The 24747-nt window shown below is 58.7% G+C and carries 25 protein-coding genes; 18 read left to right on the plus strand and 7 right to left on the minus strand.

The window, feature by feature from the left end:
- Positions 1-31 precede the first annotated feature (31 nt).
- From surE to rlmD, 4 genes are read left to right on the plus strand one after another with little or no spacing between them, the layout of a single operon-like run.
- The gene (gene surE / locus KKO72_RS05250) at positions 32-805 is read left to right on the plus strand and encodes a 5'/3'-nucleotidase SurE (RefSeq protein WP_078366106.1); all 774 of its coding nucleotides are present in this window, start codon (positions 32-34) and stop codon (positions 803-805) included.
- Positions 805-1599 carry a protein-L-isoaspartate(D-aspartate) O-methyltransferase gene (locus KKO72_RS05255; protein ID WP_214936136.1) on the plus strand — a complete coding sequence of 265 codons (795 nt, stop codon included), beginning with the start codon at positions 805-807 and terminating at the stop codon, positions 1597-1599. Before surE ends, KKO72_RS05255 begins: the two co-directional genes overlap by 1 nt.
- A 13-nt stretch (positions 1600-1612) precedes the next feature.
- Positions 1613-2467: a peptidoglycan DD-metalloendopeptidase family protein gene (locus KKO72_RS05260; RefSeq protein ID WP_214936138.1), complete on the plus strand. Its 855-nt coding sequence runs from the start codon at positions 1613-1615 to the stop codon at positions 2465-2467.
- A 56-nt stretch (positions 2468-2523) separates the two neighbouring features.
- The gene (rlmD, locus tag KKO72_RS05265; RefSeq protein ID WP_214936142.1) at positions 2524-3963 is read left to right on the plus strand and encodes a 23S rRNA (uracil(1939)-C(5))-methyltransferase RlmD; all 1440 of its coding nucleotides are present in this window, start codon (positions 2524-2526) and stop codon (positions 3961-3963) included.
- Positions 3964-4013: 50 nt separating this feature from the next.
- On the opposite strand, the gene KKO72_RS05270 is transcribed toward rlmD, so the two are convergent.
- Together KKO72_RS05270 and KKO72_RS05275 are read right to left on the minus strand one after the other, a co-directional pair.
- Entirely contained in the window at positions 4014-4358 is a 345-nt protein-coding gene (locus KKO72_RS05270) for a hypothetical protein (RefSeq protein WP_214936144.1), read from the minus strand.
- A 132-nt stretch (positions 4359-4490) separates the two neighbouring features.
- On the minus strand, positions 4491-5186 hold the full coding sequence (locus KKO72_RS05275) for a Bax inhibitor-1/YccA family protein (RefSeq protein ID WP_078366102.1): 696 nt from the start codon (positions 5184-5186) through the stop codon (positions 4491-4493).
- Between the two features lie 185 nt (positions 5187-5371).
- Here KKO72_RS05275 and KKO72_RS05280 point away from each other — a divergent pair, with 185 nt between their 5' ends.
- Positions 5372-5779, plus strand: coding sequence for a heme-binding protein (locus KKO72_RS05280; RefSeq protein ID WP_214936147.1), 408 nt, complete (start codon positions 5372-5374; stop codon positions 5777-5779).
- A gap of 15 nt (positions 5780-5794) precedes the next feature.
- Here the strand turns inward: KKO72_RS05280 and KKO72_RS05285 are convergent, their stop codons facing one another.
- Together KKO72_RS05285 and KKO72_RS05290 are read right to left on the minus strand one after the other, a co-directional pair.
- Entirely contained in the window at positions 5795-6316 is a 522-nt protein-coding gene (locus KKO72_RS05285) for an energy transducer TonB (protein WP_214936150.1), read from the minus strand.
- Positions 6317-6538: 222 nt separating this feature from the next.
- Positions 6539-7360 (minus strand): pyruvate, water dikinase regulatory protein, encoded by an 822-nt coding sequence (locus KKO72_RS05290; protein WP_214936153.1) that lies wholly within the window; start codon positions 7358-7360, stop codon positions 6539-6541.
- 222 nt (positions 7361-7582) lie between these two features.
- Between KKO72_RS05290 and ppsA the strand changes: the two genes are divergently transcribed.
- The 7 genes from ppsA (at position 7583) to dnaB (ending at position 15496) form a co-directional block, all read left to right on the plus strand.
- A complete protein-coding gene (ppsA, locus tag KKO72_RS05295; RefSeq protein ID WP_214936156.1) occupies positions 7583-9976 on the plus strand; it encodes a phosphoenolpyruvate synthase in 2394 nt (797 codons plus the stop codon).
- 48 nt (positions 9977-10024) lie between these two features.
- Entirely contained in the window at positions 10025-12328 is a 2304-nt protein-coding gene (locus KKO72_RS05300) for a VC_2705 family sodium/solute symporter (RefSeq protein WP_214936160.1), read from the plus strand.
- 116 nt (positions 12329-12444) lie between these two features.
- The gene (rpsF, locus tag KKO72_RS05305; RefSeq protein ID WP_078366096.1) at positions 12445-12810 is read left to right on the plus strand and encodes a 30S ribosomal protein S6; all 366 of its coding nucleotides are present in this window, start codon (positions 12445-12447) and stop codon (positions 12808-12810) included.
- A gap of 22 nt (positions 12811-12832) precedes the next feature.
- Positions 12833-13129, plus strand: coding sequence for a primosomal replication protein N (gene priB, locus KKO72_RS05310; RefSeq protein WP_214936163.1), 297 nt, complete (start codon positions 12833-12835; stop codon positions 13127-13129).
- Between the two features lie 29 nt (positions 13130-13158).
- Positions 13159-13443: a 30S ribosomal protein S18 gene (rpsR, locus tag KKO72_RS05315; protein ID WP_011464487.1), complete on the plus strand. Its 285-nt coding sequence runs from the start codon at positions 13159-13161 to the stop codon at positions 13441-13443.
- A gap of 12 nt (positions 13444-13455) precedes the next feature.
- On the plus strand, positions 13456-13908 hold the full coding sequence (gene rplI / locus KKO72_RS05320) for a 50S ribosomal protein L9 (RefSeq protein WP_078366094.1): 453 nt from the start codon (positions 13456-13458) through the stop codon (positions 13906-13908).
- 178 nt (positions 13909-14086) lie between these two features.
- Positions 14087-15496 (plus strand): replicative DNA helicase, encoded by a 1410-nt coding sequence (gene dnaB, locus KKO72_RS05325; RefSeq protein ID WP_214936166.1) that lies wholly within the window; start codon positions 14087-14089, stop codon positions 15494-15496.
- Positions 15497-15589: 93 nt separating this feature from the next.
- Here the strand turns inward: dnaB and KKO72_RS05330 are convergent, their stop codons facing one another.
- The 3 genes from KKO72_RS05330 to KKO72_RS05340 form a co-directional block, all read right to left on the minus strand.
- On the minus strand, positions 15590-17278 hold the full coding sequence (locus KKO72_RS05330) for a PhoH family protein (protein WP_214936168.1): 1689 nt from the start codon (positions 17276-17278) through the stop codon (positions 15590-15592).
- Positions 17279-17470: 192 nt separating this feature from the next.
- Positions 17471-17956 carry a peroxiredoxin gene (locus KKO72_RS05335; RefSeq protein WP_078366091.1) on the minus strand — a complete coding sequence of 162 codons (486 nt, stop codon included), beginning with the start codon at positions 17954-17956 and terminating at the stop codon, positions 17471-17473.
- Positions 17957-18057: 101 nt separating this feature from the next.
- Entirely contained in the window at positions 18058-18426 is a 369-nt protein-coding gene (locus KKO72_RS05340) for an Mth938-like domain-containing protein (RefSeq protein WP_214936170.1), read from the minus strand.
- A 129-nt stretch (positions 18427-18555) separates the two neighbouring features.
- On the opposite strand from KKO72_RS05340, the gene KKO72_RS05345 reads away from it, so the two are divergent.
- The 6 genes from KKO72_RS05345 (at position 18556) to KKO72_RS05370 (ending at position 24719) form a co-directional block, all read left to right on the plus strand.
- Positions 18556-19782 carry a pyridoxal phosphate-dependent aminotransferase gene (locus KKO72_RS05345; protein ID WP_078366089.1) on the plus strand — a complete coding sequence of 409 codons (1227 nt, stop codon included), beginning with the start codon at positions 18556-18558 and terminating at the stop codon, positions 19780-19782.
- 78 nt (positions 19783-19860) lie between these two features.
- The gene (locus KKO72_RS05350; protein WP_214936172.1) at positions 19861-21210 is read left to right on the plus strand and encodes a homoserine dehydrogenase; all 1350 of its coding nucleotides are present in this window, start codon (positions 19861-19863) and stop codon (positions 21208-21210) included.
- A complete protein-coding gene (gene thrC / locus KKO72_RS05355; protein WP_214936174.1) occupies positions 21210-22637 on the plus strand; it encodes a threonine synthase in 1428 nt (475 codons plus the stop codon). Before KKO72_RS05350 ends, thrC begins: the two co-directional genes overlap by 1 nt.
- Before the next feature lie 16 nt (positions 22638-22653).
- Positions 22654-23892, plus strand: coding sequence for a gephyrin-like molybdotransferase Glp (glp, locus tag KKO72_RS05360; protein WP_214936176.1), 1239 nt, complete (start codon positions 22654-22656; stop codon positions 23890-23892).
- Positions 23889-24140: a MoaD/ThiS family protein gene (locus KKO72_RS05365; RefSeq protein WP_214936179.1), complete on the plus strand. Its 252-nt coding sequence runs from the start codon at positions 23889-23891 to the stop codon at positions 24138-24140. Before glp ends, KKO72_RS05365 begins: the two co-directional genes overlap by 4 nt.
- Before the next feature lie 90 nt (positions 24141-24230).
- Positions 24231-24719, plus strand: coding sequence for a molybdenum cofactor biosynthesis protein MoaE (locus tag KKO72_RS05370; RefSeq protein WP_214936183.1), 489 nt, complete (start codon positions 24231-24233; stop codon positions 24717-24719).
- Positions 24720-24747 lie beyond the last annotated feature (28 nt).

The following is a 24747-nucleotide window of genomic DNA, read 5'->3' on the forward strand; positions in this document are numbered from 1 at the left end:
CTTACAATGGTTTCAGACACAAGGTGGACGCATGAAAATTCTGATATCAAACGACGATGGCTTTCAGGCACCGGGCATCGTGGCCTTGTATGAGGCCCTCAAAGACGTGGCCGAGGTCGAGGTGGTGGCCCCGGAACACAACAACAGCGCCAAGTCCAATGCGCTGACGCTGCATTCACCCTTGTATGTGCACCGGGCGGCCAACGGGTTCCGGTATGTCAATGGCACACCGGCCGACTGCCTGCACATCGCCCTGACGGGGCTGCTGGACTACCGGCCGGACCTGGTGGTGTCGGGCATCAACAACGGCGCCAACATGGGTGACGACACCATTTACTCGGGCACCGTGGGTGCGGCGATGGAAGGTTACCTGTTTGGCATTCCCTCGATCGCCTTTTCCCAGGTCCAGCGTGACTGGTTGCACCTGGACGCCGCGGCCCGCAAGGCACGTGACCTGGTGCTACAGATGTCGCAGCAGAATCTGCTGGGCAGCAGCGCCTGGCTGCTCAATGTCAACATCCCCAACTTGCCCGAAGATCAGTTGGGCCATGTCAAGTTGTGCCGTCTGGGGCGGCGTCATGCGGCTGAGCCGGTCATCACCCAACTCAGCCCACGCAATGAAACCATGTACTGGATCGGTGCCGCTGGCGCGGCCAAAGACGATGCCGATGGCACCGACTTTCACGCCACCGCACAGGGCCATATCGCGATCACCCCCCTCAAGATCGACCTGACCGACCACGACAGCCTGGGCTACTGGGCGCAGACTGCCGCGCGCCTGGCTGCGGGCATGGGGCCGGGTTGATGACGAGCCATCGTCAGGCGGGTGTCAAAGCCCGGCCAGGCTTTCCGGCGCGTCTGGGGCCAATCCAGACCGCAGTACCACCGCCACCAGCTGTAAGCCGGTTGGCCAGCCACCGTCCCGCACCTGCACCGACCGGGCTGGGCATGGATTCGAGTGCGGTGCGTTTGAGCATGGTCAACAAACTGGCGCAACAAGGCATCTCGGACAAGCGTGTGCTGGTCGCTTTGGGGCAGGTGGAGCGGCACCGGTTTGTGGATTCCGCGCTGGTCAACCAGGCGTATGAAGACACCAGCCTGCCGATTGGGCTGGGCCAGACCATTTCCAAGCCGGGTGTGGTGTCGCGCATGTTGGAGCTGTTGCTGCAGGGCCAGACTTCTCGCCTGGGGCGGGTGCTGGAAATCGGCACTGGCTGTGGTTACCAGGCCGCTTTGCTGAGTCATTTGTGCAGCGAGGTGTATTCGATCGAGCGGCTGCGCGGTTTGCATGACAAAGCACGCGACAACCTGCGGCCTTTCCGTCTGGCCAATGTGCATTTGTTGTTTGGTGACGGGATGCTGGGGTATGCCAAGGGTGCCCCGTACGCAGGCATCATTGCCGCTGCAGGGGGTGAAGCCTTGCCAACTTGCTGGCTGGATCAGTTGGCGGTGGGCGGGCGCTTGGTGGCGCCAGTGGCGGCTGGAGCGCAGAGCCCCGGGCGCCAGGCTTTGGTGGTGGTTGACAAGACCCCACAAGGCCTACGCCAGACCGTGATGGAGGCGGTTCATTTCGTCCCTTTAAAATCGGGTATTGCATGACAGGATGTTTATGATGCGTGAGTTTCGACGAATTGGTTGGGGGATGGGTCTGGCGTTGTTGACGCTGGTGCTGGTGGGTTGTGGTTCAAAGACCCTCAACCGCGCACCGGTGGAGGACCGACCGCTCAGGCAGGGCGCACCCACTGCGCCTACTCCGACCGTGATAGCGCCGGTCAATCAGCCACCAGGTTTTGAGAATGCGGGTAAGCCGGGCTACTACACCGTCAAACCCGGCGACACCTTGCTGAGAATCTCCCTGGAACATGGCCAGAGCATGCAGGAGGTGGTGCGCTGGAACCAGCTAGAAAACCCCAACCGCATCGAGGTGGGTCAGGTGCTGCGTGTGGTGCCACCCGTCAGCAGCGAAGTGGTGGTTAAACCGGTCACCAAACCACAGGTGGTCGCCACACCCGCGTCGGCACCCCAGGCTACGGCCTCCGAACCCGCAACTCCGGCATCGGCGCCAGCCAGTGCCGCGAGCAAGCCAGCCCTGGCAGAAGACGACATCAACTGGATCTGGCCCGCCAACGGCACGATTTTGGCCGGATTTGACGATGTCAAGAACAAGGGTGTGGACATTGGTGGCAAGGCTGGAGAACCCGTCTTGGCTGCCGCCGACGGTCGGGTGGTGTACGTGGGCGCTGGCCTGCGTGGTTATGGCAACCTGATCATCCTCAAACACAACAACGTCTATCTGACCGCTTACGCCCACAACCAGACCTTGCTGGTCAAGGAAGACCAGTCGGTGCTCAAGGGGCAGAAGATTGCCGAGATGGGCAGCAGTGACGCCGACCGTGTCAAGCTGCACTTTGAGGTGCGCCGCCAAGGCAAGCCGGTTGACCCCACCAAATACCTGCCAGCCCGTTAAGTGGTGTCCCGGCTCGGCCGGGCTTGACGTTGCACGTCATTTTTTGCCTTGATTCCATGACAGATACAAACGAAACAACCGCTGTGGCGGCATATCCTGACCATTGGCTGCAGGTCGAATCCCTCGACCTGGACGCCCAAGGTGTGGCCCACAAGGCCGATGGCAAGGTGGTTTTTATTGAAGGTGCTCTGCCTTTTGAGTGGGTCAGCGCCAACATCAACCGCCACAAGAACAACTGGGAGCAGGGCACACTGACCCAGATCCATCGCGCCTCATCCCAGCGTGTGCAGCCCGGTTGCCCGCATTTTGGCCTGCACACCGGCGCCTGTGGTGGCTGCAAGATGCAGCACTTGCACAGCGCCGCGCAGGTGGCGGTCAAACAACGTGCCCTGGAAGACAACTTGTGGCATCTGGGCAAAGTCAAGCCCGAGCAGATGCTGCGACCGATCGAGGGGCCGACCTGGGGCTACCGCTACCGGGCTCGTTTGTCGGTGCGTTTTGTCCGCAAAAAAGGCACGGTGTTGATTGGTTTTCATGAGCGCAAAAGCCGTTATGTGGCTGACATGGCGGTCTGCCCGGTGTTGCCACCGCAAGTCAGTGCGATGCTGATGCCATTGCGCGACCTGATTGGCTCACTCGACGCGGTGGAAACCTGCCCGCAGATTGAGCTGGCTTGTGGCGACAAGGTGATTGCCCTGGTGCTGCGGCATCTGGAGCCCCTCAGCCAGGCAGATTTACAGCGCTTGCGTGTTTTTGCGGCAGCCAACCCGCCGGTTCAGTGGTGGCTGCAATCCAAGGGCCCGGAGACAGTGTGTCTGCTCGACGAAGGGGGCGAGGCGCTGTCTTACGCGTTGCCTGAGTTTGGCATCACCATGCCGTTTAAACCGACGGATTTCACCCAAGTCAACCCGCAGATCAACCGGGTGCTTGTGTCGCGGGCTTTGCGTTTGCTCGATGCACAACACAACGAACGTGTGATTGACTGGTTTTGTGGTTTGGGCAACTTCACCTTGCCCATCGCCACCCAGGCGGCGGAGGTCTTGGGCATTGAGGGCAGCGAGGTGCTGGTCGCACGCGCGCTTCAGAACTATGAAGAAAATCGTGCTCAAGCCCTTATCAATAAAGGGCTATGCACTACTTCTTTTGTAGCTCGCAACCTGTTTGAGATCACCCCGGAGATGTTGGTGAAGGACGGCGTGGCGGACAAATGGCTGGTGGATCCGCCGCGTGAAGGTGCGTTTGCTCTGGCGCTGGCCTTGGCCGAACTGCACCGGCAACGCCTGGGTACCTCCGAATTGCCACCGACCCCGGGTGCTCAGGCCTGGACGCCACCCAAACGCATTGTGTATGTGAGTTGCAATCCGTCGACCCTGGCGCGGGATGCAGGTCTGCTGGTGCATCAGGCGGGTTACCGCTGCACTGCTGCAGGTGTGGTCAACATGTTCCCGCACACAGCGCATGTGGAGAGCATGGCCGTTTTTGACTTGGCCGCGTAAGACGCGGGTTTGTTGACGGGCTCACCTTGTGTACCTGGGCAAACCAGGTGTCACTTGGTTTTGGCTTTGGCCTTTGGTTTGGGTTCTTCGATGACTTCTTCGACCGGTGCTGAGGCCGCTGCCGCAGGTGCCACAATCTCGGCGCGCTGACCTTCCAGCTTGTTTTCCCGCATATAGGCGTCCATTTCCAGCCAGCCTGCGTAAATGGCCGCCTTGTTGACCCCTTTGTTCAGGGCATAACAGTCTTCGATGCCGCGCAGGCCATTGCGGCAAGCGGCACCAACGGCTTTGGCTTCTGCCTCTTTTTGGGCAATTCTGGGGTCCGGCCCCAGGCCCAGCAGGTCGCAGCCGACCAGCAGCAAGGCCACACAAAGGATCAGCAAGCGTCTGGACATAGGGTGAAGCGCAAAAGGGGAGTGAATCGGCAAAGGGTGATTTTGATTCAACCACGACGCCCCATCCACAAAACAAGAAAAAAGGCCCGGATGGGCCTTTTGTTCTGACGCTTGGGGCGTGCGGGGAGCAGATCAGTCGCGTTCGCCGCCCATGATGCCCAGCAGGGCCAGCAGGCTCTGGAACACGTTGATGATGTCCAGATAGAGTGCCAGAGTGGCGCTGATGTAGTTGGTTTCACCGCCGTCGATGATGCGCTTGAGGTCGTACAGCATGTAGGCGCTGAACACACCAATCGCCATCACCGAGATCGCCATCATGCCTGCGGTGGAGCCCACAAACACGTTGATGATGCCACCCACCATGATAGCCAGTGCACCCACAAACAGCCACTTGCCCATGCCGGAAAGGTCACGTTTGATCACGCTGGAGAGGCTGGCCATGGCAAAAAACACACCGGCCGTGCCACCAAAGGCGGTCATCACCAGTTCCGGACCATTCTTGAAGCCCAGCACCATGGCAATCATGCGCGACAACATCAGACCCATGAAAAAGGTGAAACCCAGCAGCACCGGCACACCAGCGGCCGAATTCTTGGTTTTCTCAATGGCGAAGATGAAACCAAACGCCCCACCCAAGAACAGGATCAATCCCAGACCACCACCCAAAGATTGGGTGATGCCTGTCGCGACACCTAACCATGCACCCAAAACGGTTGGCACCAGGCTGAGTGCCAGCAACCAATAGGTGTTGCGCAAGACGCGGTTGCGCTGTTGTGCACCAGCGTTCAAGCCGTAGCTGCGGTCAATCGATTGAATGTGATCGGTCATACCAATACTCCTTTACTGCCGGAAAACATGAAGACGCGCAGAGTTTAAGCGTGGGCAGGCACTCTTTCCAAAAAAGCGGATGCAAGTTCCTACTTTTCGTGAGGCTACTTGTGACCTGAACAGAGGCACAGCGCTGCTTGAACGCCGTTATGCTTGACGTTTTAGCTCATGAAAAAGTTCTGTTGATGAAAACCAAAATGTTTCTTGAAATGTCCGATGTCAAGCAAATTGCTGCAGCTGCTGAAGCCGAGGCGCTGCGCAACCAATGGGCGGTGACGATTGCCATCGTGGATGACGGTGGCCATTTGTTGTGGTTGCAGCGCCTGGACGGTGCACCCGCATTGACCGCCCACATCGCGCCAGCCAAGGCCCATACTGCCGCCTTGGGTCGGCGTGAGAGCAAGGCCTATGAAGACATCGTGAACGGGGGGCGCACTGCCTTCTTGAGTGTGCCTGCGGTAGACGGTTTGTTGGAAGGTGCAGTGCCGATCCTGAAGGATGGGTTGTGCCTGGGTGCGGTGGGTGTCAGCGGTGTCAAGTCCAGCGAGGATGCACAAATCGCACGAGCGGGTATTGCCGCTTTGGCCCTCTGACCAACACGGTTGTGGCTAGTTGGGCAGCCTGAAGCTGATCGGGACATCAAACCACATGTCCTGTGCCTGCCCGTCTACTTTGCCGGGCACATAACGCCAGGCCAGAACGGCTCTCAAGGCCGACTGGTCCAGGCGTTCAAATCCGCTGGATTGAACAATTTCACCCCGCAACGCTAGGCCGTTCCTGCCAATCAACACCCGCACCATGACCTTGCCGCTTTCTCGTAGTCTGAGGCTCAGTGCAGGGTAGGGCGGCTGCGGGTTGTTCAGGTAATCTGCCTGGCTGGATGGCAAGTGCACCCCGCTTGAAGATGTATTTCTGCCGCCAACCGTCGATTCGGGCGTCGAGGCCGCCGTGGGGGCGGCGCTGTCGGCTTTAGCCTGTGACCCATGCTCTGCATTGGCTCCGGTCTGCAAGGGGATGGGGGCGTTGCTGTCTCCCCTTGGCGTAGGTTGTGCTGCCTGCACCACAGGGGTTGTCCGGTTGCTGACGGGCTTGGCGGCTGGCGGGCGCTTGTCGCCAGGGGCCTGGGACATTGGTGCTGGCAGTTTCTCTGCGGGAGAGGGTTCCAAAATCTGTCGCGTCTGTACAGGTGCTGGTGCCAGGTCTGGCTGGTCCGGTGAGTTCAATCCCCACCAGCCGATCAAAACCAGGTGGCCACACAACACCCCGCAGCTGAGTAAAAAGAGCTTCAATCTGATGCAAGGGTCTTGGGTGTGGCGGGCGCAGGCCCGTGGCCAGGGCAAACCGCAGTCTGTTCAGTAAGTCAATCGCTCCGGGCGAAGCTCTTGCAAAATGGTGGTCGAGATTTCCTCGATCGATTTGGTGGTGGTGGATAACCACCGAATGCCGGACCGCCGCATCATGGCTTCCGCTTCCTTGACCTCGTGGCGGCAGTTGGCCAGAGAAGCGTATTTGGAATTGGGTCGACGCTCGTTGCGGATCTCGCTAAGCCGTTCGGGTTGGATGGTCAGACCAAACAGCTTCTTGCGCTGGGCTTTGAGCACGGCGGGCAGGTCCTGGCGCTCAAAGTCCTCCGGAATCAGAGGGTAGTTCGAAGCTTTGAGTCCGTATTGCATGGCCAGGTACAGCGAGGTTGGGGTTTTGCCACTTCGGCTGACGCCGATCAGAATCACGTCGGAGCCTTCCAGATCGCGGTTGGATTGGCCATCATCGTGCTCCAGGGAAAAGTTGATGGCTTCGATGCGGGACTGGTACTCCTCGCTTTTGCTCGAGTCACTGAATCGCCCAATACGGTGGTTGGATTTGAGGCCCAGTTCTTCTTCCAATGGGTGGACAAAGGTGCCGAACATGTCCATCAGCATGCCGCTGCAGTTGTCGGAGATGACCCGCAGCACCTCGGTGTTGGCCAGCGTCAGAAAAACAATGGGGCGCTTGTTGTCAATCATGGACGCATGGTTGATCTGTCTGACGACCGTGTGTGCCTTGTCCACACTGTCAGTGAACGGCAACCTGACCCGGTGCAGATTCGCCTCAAATTGGTTCAGGATGGCATTGCCAAAGGTTTCGGCGGTGATGCCGGTGCCATCAGAGACAAAAAAAACAGTGCGGTTTGGCATGTGCAGGCTGGCTCAGGTTGGGTGACTTGCGCAATCTGTCAATTTCAGTCTCTTCAGCGGGCTGACTCGGCGTCGCGCAAGCCTACAATTCTTATTATCGGATCGATTTGCCGCGCAGCGCCCCACCGAGAACACCACAACAGACGGAAATGGGCTGCGCGTTGACCACTGTGCGCAAAACACGGCGGTCATGACCAGTTTTTTAACTTCTGGAGTTTTATCATGACCGCGCTTTTTGCATCGACCGATTTGGTCGTCCCCTTTGAGAACTTGAGAATGACCGATGTGGATTCGGTCGGCGGCAAAAATGCCAGCTTGGGGGAGATGATTTCCAATTTGCCCACAGGTGTCAAAGTACCCACCGGCTTTGCCACCACGGCACATGCCTTCCGGGAGTTCCTGGCCCATGGCAATCTGAGTCAAAAAATTAATGACCGTTTGGCGGGCTTGGATACCGATGATGTCAATGCCTTGGCCGTGGCTGGAGCTGAAATTCGTGCCATGGTGGAAAGCCAGCCTTTTCCGGCAGATTTCGAGCGTGATATCCGTGCGGCTTTTACGGTGTTGTGTGGTGACAACCCCTCTGCATCGTTTGCGGTGCGCTCGTCGGCCACTGCCGAAGATTTGCCCGATGCCTCTTTTGCAGGCCAGCAGGAAACATTCCTCAATGTCACCGGCATTGAAGAGGTACTGCACAAGATGCGCGAGGTGTTCGCTTCACTGTACAACGACCGTGCCATCAGTTACCGGGTTCACAAAGGTTTCGCCCATGAACATGTGGCGCTCAGTGCGGGTGTTCAGCGTATGGTGCGTTCTGACTTGGGGGCTGCCGGTGTGATGTTTACCCTGGACACCGAGTCAGGGTTTGAAGATGTGGTGTTCATCACCTCGAGTTATGGTCTGGGTGAGACGGTGGTGCAGGGTGCGGTGAATCCCGATGAGTTTTATGTCCACAAACCGATGCTCAAGGCGGGGAAGCTCGCGCTGATCCGGCGCAATCTGGGCTCCAAGCTGATCCAGATGCAGTTTTCAACACCCGAAGAAAAAGCCACCATGGGCAAACTGGTGAAAACCACGGATGTCCCGACCGAGCTGCGCAACCGCTACTCACTCACCGATGCCGAGGTCCAGAAGTTGGCCAGTTACGCCTTGGTCATTGAGGCCCACTATGGCCGGCCGATGGACATTGAGTGGGGCAAGGACGGAATTGATGGTGAGCTCTACATCTTGCAAGCGCGTCCGGAAACCGTCAAAAGCCAGGCTTTGGGTAAGGTGGAGCACCGCTACAAGCTCAAAGGCAAAGGCGTTGTGTTGGCCGAGGGGCGTGCCATTGGGCAAAAAATCGGCACCGGCCCGGTCAAGGTGGTCTACAACATCAGCGAAATGGACCGTGTGCAGCCCGGTGATGTGCTGGTGACTGACATGACCGACCCCAACTGGGAACCGGTGATGAAACGCGCCTCGGCGATTGTGACCAACCGTGGCGGGCGCACCTGCCATGCCGCCATCATCGCGCGTGAGTTGGGGATTCCCGCGGTGGTGGGCTGTGGTCATGCCGATCAGGTGCTCAAGGACGGCATGCTGGTCACCGTGAGTTGCGCCGAGGGGGACACTGGGTTCATCTATGACGGCCTGTTGGAAACCGAGGTCACCGAAGTTCAGCGTGGTGCGATGCCCGAGATCCCTGTCAAGATCATGATGAATGTGGGCAACCCACAGCTTGCATTTGATTTTTGCCAGTTACCCAATGCCGGTGTGGGTCTGGCACGGCTCGAGTTCATCATCAACAACAACATTGGTGTGCACCCGAAAGCCATCCTGGACTATCCCAATATCGATGCCGATCTCAAAAAAGCGGTGGAGTCTGTTGCGCGTGGCCATGCGTCGCCGCGCGCCTTTTACGTGGATCGGGTGGCTGAAGGTGTGGCCACCATTGCCGCGGCTTTCTGGCCCAAGCCGGTCATCGTGCGGCTCTCTGATTTCAAGAGCAACGAGTACCGCAAGCTGATTGGTGGCAGTCGGTACGAACCCGAAGAAGAAAACCCGATGCTGGGTTTTCGCGGTGCCGCGCGTTATGTCAGTGCTGACTTTGGTGAGGCCTTTGCGATGGAGTGTGAGGCACTCAAACGTGTGCGCGAAACCATGGGGCTGGTCAACGTGCAGGTGATGGTGCCGTTTGTCCGAACCCTGGGCCAAGCCAAGAAGGTGACCGAGTTGCTGGCCGAGCACGGGCTCAAACGTGGCGAGTTGGATCTCAAGCTGATCATGATGTGTGAGATTCCCAGCAATGCCATCCTGGCCAATGAGTTTCTGCAGTACTTTGATGGCTTCTCGATCGGTTCCAATGATCTGACCCAGTTGACCTTGGGTCTGGACCGAGATTCCGGCCTGGAGTTGTTGGCCAAGGATTTTGATGAACGTGACCCGGCGGTCACGGCCTTGATCAGTCAGGCGATTGCTGCTTGCCGCGCCCAGGGCAAGTACATCGGGATCTGTGGCCAGGGCCCCAGCGATCACCCTGACTTTGCTGTGTGGTTGATGCAGCAAGGTATTTCCTCGATTTCGCTGAACCCGGACACCGTGGTTGCCACCTGGCAAAGCCTGGCCAGTCAATAGCAAACACCTAGAGAACTTGGCACCACCGGGTGCCATCATCTCCAGCAGATGAGACCAGAGCTGCCCCTGCCTGAAAGCCAACCCATAGCCAGCTTCACACGCTTGCAGGCTTGGCTTTTGCTGGTTTGGTTTCTGGGCTCATTTGGCATCGTCTTTTTTGCCCACGATCTTCAACACAGCTTGGTTGGCTGGCCGATTTCGTATTGGTTTGCGTCGCAGGGCAGTCTGTTGATTTTTATCGTTATCGTGGCCGTTTATGCGCGTCTGGCCAACCGTGCAGATGGCGCTCAAGAGTTTGTTGACCCGGATTTCGGCAGGTACACACGGCGCATCCACAAACGGTTTTTGTTTTATGTGCTCATGTTCCTGTTTTTTGTGTTGGCCCTCGGACTGGCTGAACGCATCGGACTTAAAAGGATCTGGGTTGGCGCCATTTTTTTGTTTGCCACAGTTTTTCTTTATGCCCTGATCGGCATCTACGACCGCACCTCCAGAGCGTCTGAGTACTACGTGGCTGGGCGGCGCATCCCGGCCATGTACAACGGCATGGCAGTTGCCGCAGACTGGATGAGTGCGGCTTCCTTCATCAGTATGGCGGGTGGCTTGTATTTACAGGGTTTTTCCGGCTCCGGTTCTCAGCCAGGTGGCTTGGTGTATGTGCTGGGCTGGACCGGCGGGTTTTGCCTGGTCGCGCTCTTGGTGGCACCTCATTTGCGCAAGATGAACCTCTACACGGTGCCCGATTTTTTTGGCCGCCGGTTTGGTGGGCGTTGGCCTCGCATCATTGCGGCCTGGTCCGCCGTGTTGTGTTCGTTCACTTATGTGGTGGCGCAAATCTATGGGGTGGGCTTGATCACCTCGCGTTTGACCGGGGTACAGTTCGAAATCGGCATTTTGCTGGGCTTAGGTGGCGTGCTGGTCTGCTCGTTCCTGGGTGGCATGCGTGCGGTGACCTGGACCCAGGTGACCCAGTATGTGGTGCTGATCCTGGCTTTTTTGATCCCGGTCTCCTGGCTGGCTTACAAACAGCTTGGCAACCCTATGGCGCCGGTTGTTTATGGTCAGCAACTGCCCAAAATTGCCGAGTTGGAGCGACGTTTGATGGCGTCCCCGGCCGAGCAGGAGGTGGTCAATGAATATGCACGACGAGCAAGAGACTTTGCCCTCAAGCTCAATAACCTGCCGCAGTCACTGGAAGCTGAAAAGAAGTGGCATCGAGACAAGATTCAAAGCCTGACTCTGGCACATGCAGACGAGGCCCAGATCGTGGCCGCCAGGCGCGCGCTGGCCGCACTGCCGCGTGATGAAACCAGCGCTCGCGACAAATGGACTCGGGCCATGTACGACAACCTGGAGCGCGCCAAACCCTTGGCAGGCATGTCAGAGCAGACGCATCCGTTTGCCGGTGATCCCCATGGCACACCCGATGAACAAGAGAGGTTTCACACCTCTCGGCTGAATTTCCTGGCGCTGATGTTTTGTCTGATGGTGGGCACTGCAGGCCTTCCGCATCTGCTGACACGGTTCTACACCACCCAGTCGGTGATCGAAACCAGAAATTCGGCCACCTGGTCCTTGGTGTTTATTGCACTCTTGTACTTGGCTGCGCCAGCCTTGGCAGTTTTGGTCAAGTTTGAGATCATGGGCCATCTGGTCGGGCAACGCTTTGATGATTTGCCGTCCTGGATTTCCCAGTGGGCCAGGCTGGACCCGTCGCTGATATCCGTCAGTGACATCAACGGTGATCAGATCCTGCAGTTTGCCGAACTCAGGCTGGGGCCAGACATCGTGATGTTGGCCACCCCCGAAATCGGTGGTTTGCCGTATGTCATCTCGGGACTGGTGGCGGCGGGTGGGCTGGCCGCCGCTCTCTCTACCGCAGACGGTTTGTTGCTCACCATCGGCAACGCGCTGGCCCACGACTTGTTTTACCGCGGAAACAGTGAGACCTCGGGGGCGGTCAGTCGGGTCATGCTGTCCAAGTTTTCGCTGTTGCTGATGGCTTTGCTGGCAGCCTATGTGGCCGCTCAAAAACCTGCAGACATCTTGATCCTGGTGTCGGCATCGTTCTCTCTGGCGGGCGCTGCTTTTGTGCCGGTGATGATTCTGGGGATCTTCTGGACCGGTGTCACCCGTTGGGCTGCTGTCAGCGGCATGCTCAGCGGTTTGGGTGTCACGGTGTATTACATGCTCATCAATGCGCCAGGGGTACGTGCCTACTGGGGCTGGCAGGGGTCGGGCCTCTGGTTTGGTATTGAGCCCATATCTGCTGGTGTATTTGGCATCACTGCAGGGGTGGTTATGACGCTGCTGGTGAGTGCGCTGACACGCTCCGTGAAATCGGCTCACTGAGCCAGGCAGCCAGGCTCAAACAAAAAGCTATAATATTTGGCTTACCTTGCCACACCCCAATCAGACGCTGGGGGTGGCTTTTCGCCTCTTTCGAGGTACTTCCACAAGGAGTCTCAATGCGTCATTATGAAATCATCCTCATGATCCACCCGGATCAGAGCGAACAAGTTCCCGCCATGCTGGAACGCTACAAGGGCATGATCACCGCTGGTGGTGGCAAAGTGCACCGTGTCGAAGACTGGGGTCGCCGCCAGTTGGTCTACATGATCAACAAGCTGGCCAAAGCGCATTACCTGTGTGTCAACATCGAAGCCGATCAGGCCGTCATGGCTGAACTCGAACACGCCTTCAAGTTCAATGACGCGGTGTTGCGCCATCTGACCGTGTTGAAGAAAAAAGCCGAAACCGGCCCCTCTTCCATGATGAAGACGGTCGAGCGCGAAGACGCTCGCAAGACACAGCAAGCCGAATACCAGGCTTGAGACCTTTGTTAACCAGCTTGCAGTGAGCCTTGCCAACCACCTTCACCTGACAGCCAGCGTTCTTGAAATCGAGGTTTTGAGGTACACGCCGTCCGGAATTCCTGCTCTCAACTGTCGTTTGGAGCATGCATCAGAGATGGTTGAGGCGGGTCAGTTAAGGCAAGTCAAGGCAGTCATGAAATCGGTGGCTTTTGGTGCAGTTGCAGAACAACTGGCCCGACAAGACATCGGTAGCAGCTGGAATTTCAAGGGTTTTGTGGCGACGCCGCGTGGTGCAAAACACGTTGTGTTCCACATCCAAGAATTTGCTCAAGAGTAACGCATTTCAAAATATTTAAGGAGTCCATCATGGCCGGACCAAAACGTTTCAACAACAAAGACAAGCGCCCAAAGCGCCCAGCGCAAAACCTGCTGTTCAAGCGCAAGCGCTTTTGCCGCTTCACCGTGACCGGTGTTGAAGAGATCGACTACAAAGACATCGACACGCTGCGTGATTTCATTGCTGAAAACGGCAAGATCATCCCCGCACGCCTGACCGGCACCCGTGCCATTTTCCAGCGCCAGCTCAACACCGCCATCAAACGCGCCCGCTTCTTGGCCATGTTGCCTTACAGCGATCAGCACAAGATCTAAGGACTACCTACCATGCAAATCATTCTGCTCGACAAGGTGGTGAACCTTGGCAATCTCGGTGAAATCGTTAAAGTCAAAGACGGTTACGCCCGCAACTTTCTGATTCCGTCTGGCCGCGCCCGTCGCGCCACCGAAACCGCCAAGAAAGAATTTGAAGTCCGCCGCGCTGAGCTCGAAAAAGCGGCTGCCGCCAAGCTGGCTGAAGCACAAGCCTTGGGTGAAAAGCTGGCAGGCACCACCTGCAAGCTGACCCAAAAAGCCGGTGTGGATGGCCGTTTGTTCGGTTCGGTGACCAATGCCGACATCGCTGAAGAGCTGACCAAGTCCGGTTTTGCCGTGACCAAGGCTCAGATCCGTATGCCGCTTGGCCACATCAAAGTGGTTGGCGACAACACCGTGGGTGTGGCCTTGCACACCGACGTGGTGGTGGACATCACCGTGTCGGTCTACGGCGAAACCGCTTAAGCCGCAGACGCTGCTTGACAAAGCCGCCCGGGTGCAAACCCTGGCGGCTTTTGTATTGGTGCAATCACCGTTTGTGCCTTTGCACAGCTTGTGCACAGTTTATACAGACGTCACCCCCAGCTTGTTACTCGACACCCCAACCATCACGGCTTAGTATTCAAGCTTCAAGGAATCTCCCATGTCTGCTGTTTTTCCCGCTCTTCAAGATGACCTGGTCCCAGACCGCCAAGTGGCGCAGCTGCGTATACCGCCGCACTCCATTGAGGCTGAGTCCAGTGTACTGGGCGGGCTGTTGCTGGATAACGCTGCTTGGGACCGGGTGAGTGATGTGCTCACCGAGCAAGATTTCTACCGCTATGAACATCGTGCGGTGTTCTCGGCGATGACCGTGCTGATCAACGCTTCCAAACCTGCCGACGTGATCACGGTTTTTGAGCAGTTGCAGAGCTTGGGCAAGGCCGAAGAGGTGGGCGGGCTCAGTTACCTGAACGCGTTGGCGCAGTATGTGCCCAGCGCTGGCAATATCCGTCGTTACGCCGAGATCGTGCGTGACCGCTCGATCCTGCGCAAACTGGTGTCCACCAGCGAAGAAATCTCGGCCAACGCCTTCAACCCCAAGGGTCGACCGGTGGCGTCCATCCTGGACGAGGCAGAACAGAAGATTTTCAACATTGGCGAGGAGGGCTCGCGCACCAAGCAAGGGTTCCAGAGCATGGACACGCTGGTGGTGGATTTGCTGGATCGGGTCCAGGAGATGGCCGACAACCCGAACGACGTCACCGGTGTGCCCACCGGGTTTTATGACCTGGATCGCATGACAGCGGGGTTGCAGGCGGGTGACTTGGTGGTGTTGGCTGCGCGTCCGTCGATGGGGAAGACGGCGTTTGCCATCAACATCGCCGAGCATGTAGCCATGAACGAGGGCCTGCCAGTGGCGGTGTTCTCGATGGAAATGGGGGCGGCGCAGTTGGCGGTGCGGATTGTGGGCTCAATCGGACGCATCGACCAGGGCCACCTGCGCACCGGCAAACTCACCGACGACGAGTGGCCGCGCTTGACCGAGGCCATTGAAAAGTTGCGCACCATTTCCTTGAACATTGATGAAACTGCGGGTCTTACGTCCAGCGAACTGCGGGCCAACGCGCGCCGCCTGGCGCGTCAGTGTGGCCAGTTGGGCCTGATCGTGGTGGACTACTTGCAGTTGATGAGTGGCTCCAATGGCAGTGACGGTGAAAACCGAGCTACTGAGCTGGGTGAAATCTCGCGGGGTTTAAAAATGTTGGCCAAGGAGCTCAAATGCCCCTTGATTGCTCTGTCGCAGCTGAACCGAAGTGTGGAGCAGCGCCCCGACAAACGCCCGATGATGAGTGACTTGCGCGAGTCCGGCGCCATCGAGCAGGATGCCGACATCATCATGTTCATTTACCGCGACGATTACTACAACCGCGAAACCTCCAAAGAGCCTGGTGTGGCCGAGGTGATCATTGCCAAGCAGCGTAACGGCCCGACCGGGACTGTCAAACTGGCATTCCTGAAAAACATCACAAAGTTCGAGTCTTTGGCCAGTGGCGGCACTGGCGACTTTTAGGCCAGCTGGCACGGGTCTGCGCAGACCCGTTCAGCTTTCTTACATCAAAACGGCCTCTAGCCCTTACGTTGTCAGGGCTAGTAGCTATTCAATTTAAAGCACTTCGCTGGCAAAGTCGGCCAGCCGAGAGCGTTCACCCCGGGCCAGGGTGATGTGGCCGCCATGTGCCCAGCCTTTGAATTTGTCCACCGCATAAGTCAGGCCCGATGAACCTTCGGTCAGGTAGGGCGTGTCGATCTGCGCGATGTTGCCCATACAAATGATCTTGGTGCCTGGGCCGGCGCGGGTGATCAGGGTCTTCATCTGCTTGGGGGTCAGATTCTGGGCCTCGTCGATGATCACGTATTTGTTCAGGAAGGTGCGCCCGCGCATGAAGTTCATGCTCTTGACCTTGATGCGGCTGCGGATCAGCTCGTTGGTGGCGGCACGGCCCCATTCACCGGCGGCGGTGTCGGTTTTGCCCAGCACTTCCAGGTTGTCGTCGAGCGCCCCCATCCACGGGCCCATCTTCTCTTCTTCGGTGCCGGGCAGGAAACCAATGTCTTCGCCGACGCTGACGGTGGCACGCGTCACGATGATTTCGGTGTAGCGGCGTTCATCGAGCACCTGTGTCAGACCCGATGCCAGCGCCATCAGCGTTTTGCCGGTGCCAGCGGTGCCGGTCAGGGTGACAAAGTCGACCTCGGGGTCCATCAGCAGGTTCATCGCGAAGTTCTGCTCGCGGTTGCGGGTGGTGATGCCCCAGACCGCATTTTTCAGGTGGGTGAAGTCGCGCAGGGTTTTGAACACCGCCACTTTGCCCCGGATTTCTGTCACCTTGGCGTACAGGCTGGGTTCACCGGGTGATTCGAAGTAGACAAACTGGTTGACCAGCAGCTGCGGCACCACCGGGCCGCTGATGCGGTAGAAGGTGTGGGCACCCTGTTGCCAGCTCTCCACCGATTTGCCGTGGGTGGTCCAGAAGTCAGAGGGCAGGGCATAAGCGCCCGAATACAGCAGGTCACCGTCCTCCAGGGTTTTGTCGTTCTGGTAGTCGTCGGTGGACAAGCCCAGCGCGCGGGCTTTGACCCGCATGTTGATGTCCTTGGACACCAGCACCACCTCGCGCGGTGCGTGTTGTTTGCGCAGGGCTTCGACCACACCCAGGATCTGGTTGTCGGCCTTGCCCTGGGGCAGGCTCAGAGGCAGGTCGTAACTGAGCAGCTGCGTCTGGAAGAACAGGCGGCCACGCGCTTCGGTGTGGCCGGTGGCATCTAGCGGCAGGCCGCTGGTGATGTCGCCACCCTGGTGTTCGGCCAGTGCGTCCAGTGACCGGCTGGTCTGGCGGCCGTTGCGCGCCACCTCGGTCATGCCCTTTTTGTGGGCGTCCAGCTCTTCAAGCACGATCATCGGCAGGAAGATGTCGTGCTCTTCAAAACGGAACAGGCAACTCGGATCGTGTAGGAGCACATTGGTGTCGAGCACAAACAGGCGGGTGGGTCCCTCAAAACGCTTGGATTTGGCGCGGGAACGTTCCACCGGTTTGGGAGCGGCGGGGCGCACAACTTCGGGTGTGGTTACGGGCCGATCTGCCTGGATGGGTTGCGCTGCTTTGCTGGTCCGGCTGCGGCTGGGCGGTGTGGCTGTGGCCGGGCTGCTGGTCAGGACTTCGGCCGCCTTGACCGGTTCGGGCACTTCGGCGCTGACCGTGGCTTTTTGCTTCGGGCGCGTCTTGGCGGGTGTTTCATACTCTTGTTGTGACAGCAAGGCGGCGCGTTTGGTAGGAGCAGAGGGCAAGGGCATGAAAACTCTCGAAGTGATGAGGTATGGGGGCTAAAAGCAAAACAGCCGCCATGTCACCAGGGCGGCTGTTTCAAAGCGAGTTGGCGTGACTGTCAACAACATGCAAATCATTATGCACGAGCTGTCTGACAACGACGCCGGACGGTGTGTTTTGGCAGGTCCTGTCTCCAGGGTTTGGCAAAACCGGTGGTATCAGGCCGCGATGGCGGTCTTTTTGAGGTTCTTGACCGCTTCCAGCACCTCGTCCACATGGCCGGGTACTTTCAGGCCACGCCATTCTTCCTTGAGGGTGCCGTCGGCACCGATCAGGAAGGTGCTGCGTTCGATGCCCTTGACCTTCTTGCCGTACATGATCTTGTTTTTGACCACACCAAACATGTGGCACATCTTTTCTTCGGTGTCGGCGATCAGCTCAAACGGCAGCTCCAGCTTCTGCTTGAAATCGTCGTGTGACTTCATGTTGTCGCGCGAGACACCAAACACCGTGGCACCGGCCTTGACAAAGTCTTTGTACTTGTCGCGAAACTGCATGGCCTCGGTGGTACATCCAGGGGTGTTGTCTTTGGGGTAAAAGTACAAAACGACGATGTGGCCGAGGTGGGACGTGTTGGTGACCCGGATACCGCCTGTGGCATTGGACTCGAATTCGGGGATGGGTTTATTGACAACAATCGCCATGGTTCTTCAATCTCGTGTGACAGGATGCGTCAGTCTCTCAAGTCGCGGACACTATCCTTTTTTTATAGCGCTGCTGCGCCCTCGACTGCCAACTGCGGATTTTAACGCATTAGCAGTGCAACCGCGACATATCGCCCCTCGGCGGCCAAGATGTTGTAAGTGCGACAAGCCGCCTGGGTGTCCATGGTTTCCAGGCCAATTTGTCGCTGCATCAAGGCTTGGGTCAGGCTCGGGTGGACAAAACGCAGGCGTTCACCGCTGCCAAAAATCACCAGCTCGGGCTGCCATTGCGCCAGTTGCTCAAATACCTCGGTCGTGATGTCTTCAAAGCGGCTGCAGGGCCAGTCCAAACGTTTGCCGCGCGAGTCCAGGATGATGCTGTGTGTGATTTTTTCGCCGCCTACCTGTACCCAGTCAGGGCCGTAGGCGTTGATGGACTGGAAATGCGGCTTGTCGGGATGTATTTTCATGGGTCTTTCGGGGTGTCAGGCCGTCTGGGGCGCGCTGGGTTACCGGTGCTGGGGCCTGCGCCGTGGAAGCGCAAAGACTTGTGGTCAAATTATAGGTTTCGCCCAAGTGCAGCCACTCCCGGAGGGACTTTGAAAACCATACGCAAATCAGCCAAGCTGGCCAATGTGCTTTACGACATCCGCGGTCCGATCATGGATGCGGCGCGCCAGATGGAAGATGAAGGCCAGAAGATCATCAAGCTCAACCTGGGCAACTTGGCGGTGTTTGGTTTTGATGCGCCTGAAGAGATCCAGCAGGACATGATCCGCAACCTGCCCAATTCGGCGGGTTATTCGGACAGCAAGGGCATTTTTGCGGCACGCAAGGCGGTCATGCACGAAACCCAGAAGCAGGGTATTGTGGGTGTGACGCTCGACGATATCTACCTGGGTAACGGAGCCAGCGAACTCATCACCATGGCCACCAACGCCTTGCTCGACAACGGCGACGAGTTGTTGCTGCCGATGCCCGACTACCCGCTGTGGACCGCATCGACCAGCCTGTCGGGTGGCACACCGGTGCATTACCTGTGTGACGAGGCCAATGGCTGGATGCCAGACCTGGACGATATCCGCGCCAAGATCACACCCCGGACCAAGGGCATCGTGGTGATCAACCCGAACAACCCGACCGGCGTGTTGTACAGCGATGAACTGCTCCAGGGCATTGTGACCATCGCGCGTGAACACGGCTTGGTGATTCTGGCTGACGAGGTGTATGACAAGGTGCTTTACGACGGTGTCAAACACACGGCGTTGGCCAGCCTGTCGACCGATGTGCTGACACTGACTTTCAACTCGCTCTCTAAGAGTTACCGCTCCTGCGGTTACCGCGCTGGCTGGATGGTGGTCTCGGGCAACAAGAAGGCCGCCGGTGACTACATCGAGGGTTTGACCATGCTCTCGAACATGAAGCTGTGCTCCAACGTCCCCGGCCAATGGGCGATCCAGACCGCACTGGGGGGGTACCAGAGCATCAACGACCTGGTGTGTGAGGGTGGTCGCCTGCGCCGCCAGCGCGACCTGGCCTACGAGCTGATCACCGCCATCCCCGGCGTGAGCTGTGTCAAGCCTGAGGCTGCGCTCTACATGTTCCCCAAGCTGGACCCGACGCTGTACCCGATCACCGACGACCGCCAGTTTTTCCTCGAATTGCTGCGTGAAACCCGGGTGATGCTGGTGCAGGGCACCGGCTTCAACTGGCAGCAGCCGGACCATTTCCGCATTGTGTTTTTGCCACATGAAGAAGATTTGCGTGTGGCGATTGGCCGCATTGCCAAGTTTCTGGAAGGCTACCGCAAGCGGCACAGCAACTGACGCACTCTTTTTTTAAGAGCTACTCGCGCTTATTAAATAAGGGCTAGAGGCCAATTTAACCTGTAACTTTTGAAAATTATGAAACCTATTCAAGTTGGTCTGCTCGGCATCGGTGTTGTGGGCTCTGGTGCGTTCAATGTGCTGCGGCGCAACCAGGAGGAAATCAAACGCCGCGCCGGTCGCGGTATTGAGATCACGATGGTGGCCGACCTGAACGTGGCGCGTGCCCAGGAGCTGGTTGGCCCCGGTGTGACCGTGGTCAGCGACGCCCGCGCGGTGATTGCCAACCCGGACATCGACATCGTCATCGAACTCATCGGTGGCTATGGCATTGCCAAAACCCTGGTTTTAGAGGCCATTGCGGCTGGCAAACATGTTGTGACCGCCAACAAGGCATTGCTGGCAGTGCACGGCACCGAAATTTTTGCCGCTGCGTCTGCCAAAGGTGTGATGGTGGCGTTTGAGGCGGCCGTGGCAGGTGGCATCCCGATCATCAAGGCGCTGCGCGAGGGCCTCACAGCCAACCGCATCCAGTGGGTGGCCGGCATCATCAACGGCACCACCAACTTTATTTTGAGCGAGATGCGCGACAAAGGCCTGGACTTTGCTGTGGCACTCAAAGAAGCCCAGGCACTGGGTTACGCCGAGGCCGACCCGACCTTTGACATCGAAGGTGTGGACGCAGCGCACAAGGCCACGCTGATGGCCTCCATTGCCTTTGGTGTGCCGGTGCAATTTGACAAGGCCTATGTGGAAGGCATCACACAACTGGGCGCTGCCGACATCAAGTACGCTGAGCAACTGGGCTACCGCATCAAGCTGCTGGGCATCACAAAGCGCCGCCAGGGCGACGTGACCAAACGCCAAGCCGATGGCATTGAGCTGCGCGTGCACCCCTGCCTGGTGCCAGCCAAACGCCTGATCGCCAATGTGGAAGGCGCCATGAACGCCGTGGTGGTCAACGGTGATGCGGTGGGCAACACGCTCTACTACGGCAAGGGCGCCGGTAGTGAGCCTACCGCCAGCGCAGTGATTGCCGACCTGGTCGACATCACCCGCCTGCACACGGCGGATGCGGCGCAACGCGTGCCCCATCTGGCGTTCCAGCCCAACGCCATGAGCGATCTGGTGGTGTTGCCCATGAGTGAGGTGGTCACCAGTTACTACCTGCGCCTGCGGGTGGCCGACGAGACTGGCGTGTTGACCAAGGTCACGGGCATCCTGGCCGAGGCCGGCATCAGCATCGACGCGGTGTTGCAACGCGAAGCAGATGAAGTCTGTGGCGAGTCCCAAGTGCCGCAAACTGACGTGATCATCCTGACCCACGACTGTGTCGAGGCTTGCATGAACGCCGCTATCGCCCAGATGCAGGCGCTGCCAACCGTCTTGGGGCCCATCACCCGCATCCGCAAGGAGGAACTGGCCTGATGAACTACCTCTCCACCCGCGGCGACCACAGCCCCAAGCGTTTTTGTGACATTCTGCTTGAAGGCCTGGCGCCCGATGGCGGCCTCTATCTGCCTGAGTCCTATCCCCAGGTGGATGACGCCACCCTGAGCCGTTGGCGCAAGGTTTACCACGTGCAGGGTTACGCCGAGCTGGCGTTCGAGATCCTGTCGCTCTATATCGACGACATTCCGGCCGACGACCTGCGCGCGATCTGCGCCAAGACTTACACCGCCGAGGTGTTTGGTACCGGCGAGATCGTGCCGCTGCGCCATTTGGACAACGGCATCTGGCTAGAGGCCTTGTCCAACGGCCCGACGCTGGCGTTCAAGGACATGGCGATGCAGCTGCTGGGCAACCTGTTCGAGTACGAGCTGGCACGTCGCGGTGAACAACTCAACATCCTGGGCGCGACCAGTGGCGACACCGGCAGCGCCGCCGAATACGCGATGCGTGGCAAAAAAGGCGTGCGTGTTTTCATGACCAGCCCGGCCGGTCGCATGAGCCCGTTCCAGCAGGCGCAGATGTTCAGCCTGATGGATGAGAACATCATCAACATCGCGGTTGAAGGTGTGTTTGACGACTGCCAGGACATGGTCAAGGCGGTCAGCAACGATCTGGACTTCAAGCGCCAGTACAAGATTGGCACGGTCAACTCGATCAACTGGGCGCGGCTGCTGGCGCAAGTGGTTTATTACTTTGCCGGTTATTTCCAGGCCACGGAAACCAACGACCAGAAGGTCAGCTTCACCGTGCCGAGCGGCAACTTCGGCAACATCTGCGCAGGCCATGTCGCGCGCATGATGGGTTTGCCGATTGCCAAGCTGGTGGCGGCCACCAACGAAAACGACGTGCTCGACGAGTTCTTCAAAACCGGGGTCTACCGCGTGCGCGCCAGTGCCGACACGCATGAGACCTCCAGCCCGTCGATGGACATTTCCAAGGCCAGCAACTTCGAGCGTTTCATTTTTGACCTGCTGGGCCGCGACGGCGCGCGTGTCAAAGCGCTGTTTGGCGAGGCCCTGGCGCGCAGCGGCCAGTTTGACCTGAGCCAGCATCCGGCCTTCAACGACATCCGCCTGCGCTACGGTTTTGTCAGCGGCAAAAGCACCCACGCCAACCGCCTGGCCACCATCAAGGAGAGTTTTGAGCAGCACGCGATGGTGATCGACCCGCATACCGCCGACGGTGTCAAGGTGGCGCGTGAGCAGTTGCAAACCGATGTGCCGATGATCGTGCTGGAGACCGCCTTGCCGATCAAATTTGCTGAAACCATCGTCGAAGCCACGGGCCGTGAGCCGGAGCGCCCGGCTAAGTTTGACGGCATCGAGGCTTTGCCCAAGCGGGTGATCACCATGGCGGCCGATGCTGCCGCCATCAAGCAGTTGATCCGCAGTCGCTGCGTCTGAAGCCGAGCCAGCCACTGTGCGCCCACCTTTGAAACCGCTGGACGAGGCACTGGCGGAGTTGCTCGATTTTGCGCACCCCCTGGACGGGGTGGACTCCATCTCCACCTTCGACGCCGATGGCCGGGTGTTGGCGCAAGACCTGGTGTCTGCCCTGCAGGTGCCGCCCCATGACAACAGCGCGATGGATGGGTATGCCCTGCGTTGTGCCGATCTGGCCGCGGGGGAGGCTTTGCTGGTGTCGCAGCGCATCCCTGCGGGCAGCAGCCCTGAGCCCTTGGCCGCGCAAACGGTGGCGCGACTCTTCACTGGTGCGCCGTTGCCACCCGGTGCGGACGCGGTGGTGATGCAGGAAAACTGTCAATTGCAAGAGAACGGCTGTGTGTTGGTCAACGGACCAGTGACGCTTGGCCAATGGATTCGCCGCAGCGGTGAAGACATCCAGCGAGGCGCTACCATACTCTCGAAAGGAGAGCGTCTGACCCCCGCATCACTTGGGCTGGCGGCCAGTATTGGTATGAACCAGCTGCAGGTGGTGCGCTGCCCCAAGGTGGCGTTGTTGTCCACCGGTGACGAGCTGGTCATGCCCGGCGAGGTGGCACCACAAGACATGCGCCCCGGCGCCATCTACAACTCGAACCGTTTTGTGCTCAAGGCCTTGCTGACCCGCCTGGGTTGTGAGGTGACCGACCTGGGTATCGTGCCTGACCAGCGCCAAGCCACCATCGACGCGCTGGCCGCCGCCGCGCAGCAGCATGACCTGATCCTGACCAGTGGCGGTGTCTCGGTGGGGGAAGAAGACCACGTCAAACCCGCCGTGCAGGCGCTGGGCCAGTTGAACCTGTGGCAGATCGCTATCAAGCCCGGTAAACCCTTTGCTTATGGCCAGATCACCCGGGATGGAGTGACGGGGCAGGGTGCCCATTTCATCGGCCTGCCGGGCAACCCGGTGTCGGGGCTGGTGACCTTTTTGATGTTGGTGCGGCCGTTTTTGTTGCGACTGCAGGGGGTGACCCAGGTTGCTCCGCTATCTATAGTGACTACCTCAGGATTTACCTGGTCTAGAGCCGATACACGCCGAGAGTTTCTGCGAGCGCGACTGAACGCGGTGGGTGCGTTGGAGCTGTTTCCCAACCAGAGCGCGGCGGTGTTGACCTCGGCGGTCTGGGGGCATGGTCTGGTCGACAACCCGCCCGGCCAGACCATTGCGCCCGGTGACACAGTGCGTTTTATCCCGTTTGCGGCCTTGTTGTCATGAAGATCACCGTGAAGTATTTCGCCTCGATCCGCGAAGCCATTGGTACCGGCGTGGAAGTGCGCGAGACACAGGCCAATACCCTGGGTGCCTTGCGCGACGAACTGATAGCGCTGGGGGGTGACCATGCCGAGAGTTTGGCGCGTGGCCGTGCTGTGCGGCTCGCGCTTAACCAGATCATGGCGAACGAGGCAGAGGCTTTGACCGAGGGCGCCGAAGTGGCGTTTTTCCCGCCGGTGACCGGGGGCTAGCGCTTGGCCAAGTTGGTCTCTGGTGTATCGGCTGGTGCGCTATTAAAAATATATCTGTCTGCCCTTTATCCATAAGGGCTGGAGGCCATTTTGAAGCAAAACCCTGCAAGGGTATCGATTCAGACCCAAGATTTTGACGCCACGGCCGAACTTGCCGCCCTGCGTGCAAAGGATGGCCGGGTTGGTGCGGTGTGTTGTTTTGTTGGCACCGTGCGTGACCACACGGCGGGCCAACCAGGCCAGATCAGCAGCATGGAGCTGGAGCACTACCCGGGCATGACCGAAGCCGCGATTGAGGCCATGATCGATGCCGCTGCGGCACGCTTTGACATCCTGGGCGCCCGTGTCATCCACCGCATTGGGTTGTTGCAGCCGCTGGACCAGATTGTGCTGGTGGCCGTGACTTCTGCCCACCGGGGTCAGAGTTTTGCCGCCTGCGAGTTCCTGATGGACTACCTCAAGACCCAGGCACCGTTCTGGAAAAAGGAAACCACGCCCGATGGCTCGCAGTGGGTCGATGCCCGCGTCAGCGACGATGCGGCGCTGGCCCGCTGGGGCATTGACGCACGCAACAGCTGAGCTTGGGCCAGCCAGCGCGCCCCCACTC

Source organism: Rhodoferax sp. U11-2br (assembly GCF_018619435.1).
Lineage (GTDB): Bacteria > Pseudomonadota > Gammaproteobacteria > Burkholderiales > Burkholderiaceae_C > Rhodoferax.

Bases quoted from the DNA above. Each gene is read 5' to 3' on its own strand.
- surE (WP_078366106.1), top strand. From the start codon at position 32: ATGAAAATTCTGATATCAAACGACGATGGCTTTCAGGCACCGGGCATC.
- KKO72_RS05255 (WP_214936136.1), top strand. From the start codon at position 805: ATGACGAGCCATCGTCAGGCGGGTGTCAAAGCCCGGCCAGGCTTTCCG.
- KKO72_RS05260 (WP_214936138.1), top strand. From the start codon at position 1,613: ATGCGTGAGTTTCGACGAATTGGTTGGGGGATGGGTCTGGCGTTGTTG.
- rlmD (WP_214936142.1), top strand. From the start codon at position 2,524: ATGACAGATACAAACGAAACAACCGCTGTGGCGGCATATCCTGACCAT.
- KKO72_RS05270 (WP_214936144.1), bottom strand. From the start codon at position 4,358: ATGTCCAGACGCTTGCTGATCCTTTGTGTGGCCTTGCTGCTGGTCGGC.
- KKO72_RS05275 (WP_078366102.1), bottom strand. From the start codon at position 5,186: ATGACCGATCACATTCAATCGATTGACCGCAGCTACGGCTTGAACGCT.
- KKO72_RS05280 (WP_214936147.1), top strand. From the start codon at position 5,372: ATGAAAACCAAAATGTTTCTTGAAATGTCCGATGTCAAGCAAATTGCT.
- KKO72_RS05285 (WP_214936150.1), bottom strand. From the start codon at position 6,316: ATGTCCCAGGCCCCTGGCGACAAGCGCCCGCCAGCCGCCAAGCCCGTC.
- KKO72_RS05290 (WP_214936153.1), bottom strand. From the start codon at position 7,360: ATGCCAAACCGCACTGTTTTTTTTGTCTCTGATGGCACCGGCATCACC.
- ppsA (WP_214936156.1), top strand. From the start codon at position 7,583: ATGACCGCGCTTTTTGCATCGACCGATTTGGTCGTCCCCTTTGAGAAC.
- KKO72_RS05300 (WP_214936160.1), top strand. From the start codon at position 10,025: ATGAGACCAGAGCTGCCCCTGCCTGAAAGCCAACCCATAGCCAGCTTC.
- rpsF (WP_078366096.1), top strand. From the start codon at position 12,445: ATGCGTCATTATGAAATCATCCTCATGATCCACCCGGATCAGAGCGAA.
- rpsR (WP_011464487.1), top strand. From the start codon at position 13,159: ATGGCCGGACCAAAACGTTTCAACAACAAAGACAAGCGCCCAAAGCGC.
- rplI (WP_078366094.1), top strand. From the start codon at position 13,456: ATGCAAATCATTCTGCTCGACAAGGTGGTGAACCTTGGCAATCTCGGT.
- dnaB (WP_214936166.1), top strand. From the start codon at position 14,087: ATGTCTGCTGTTTTTCCCGCTCTTCAAGATGACCTGGTCCCAGACCGC.
- KKO72_RS05330 (WP_214936168.1), bottom strand. From the start codon at position 17,278: ATGCCCTTGCCCTCTGCTCCTACCAAACGCGCCGCCTTGCTGTCACAA.
- KKO72_RS05335 (WP_078366091.1), bottom strand. From the start codon at position 17,956: ATGGCGATTGTTGTCAATAAACCCATCCCCGAATTCGAGTCCAATGCC.
- KKO72_RS05340 (WP_214936170.1), bottom strand. From the start codon at position 18,426: ATGAAAATACATCCCGACAAGCCGCATTTCCAGTCCATCAACGCCTAC.
- KKO72_RS05350 (WP_214936172.1), top strand. From the start codon at position 19,861: ATGAAACCTATTCAAGTTGGTCTGCTCGGCATCGGTGTTGTGGGCTCT.
- thrC (WP_214936174.1), top strand. From the start codon at position 21,210: ATGAACTACCTCTCCACCCGCGGCGACCACAGCCCCAAGCGTTTTTGT.
- KKO72_RS05365 (WP_214936179.1), top strand. From the start codon at position 23,889: ATGAAGATCACCGTGAAGTATTTCGCCTCGATCCGCGAAGCCATTGGT.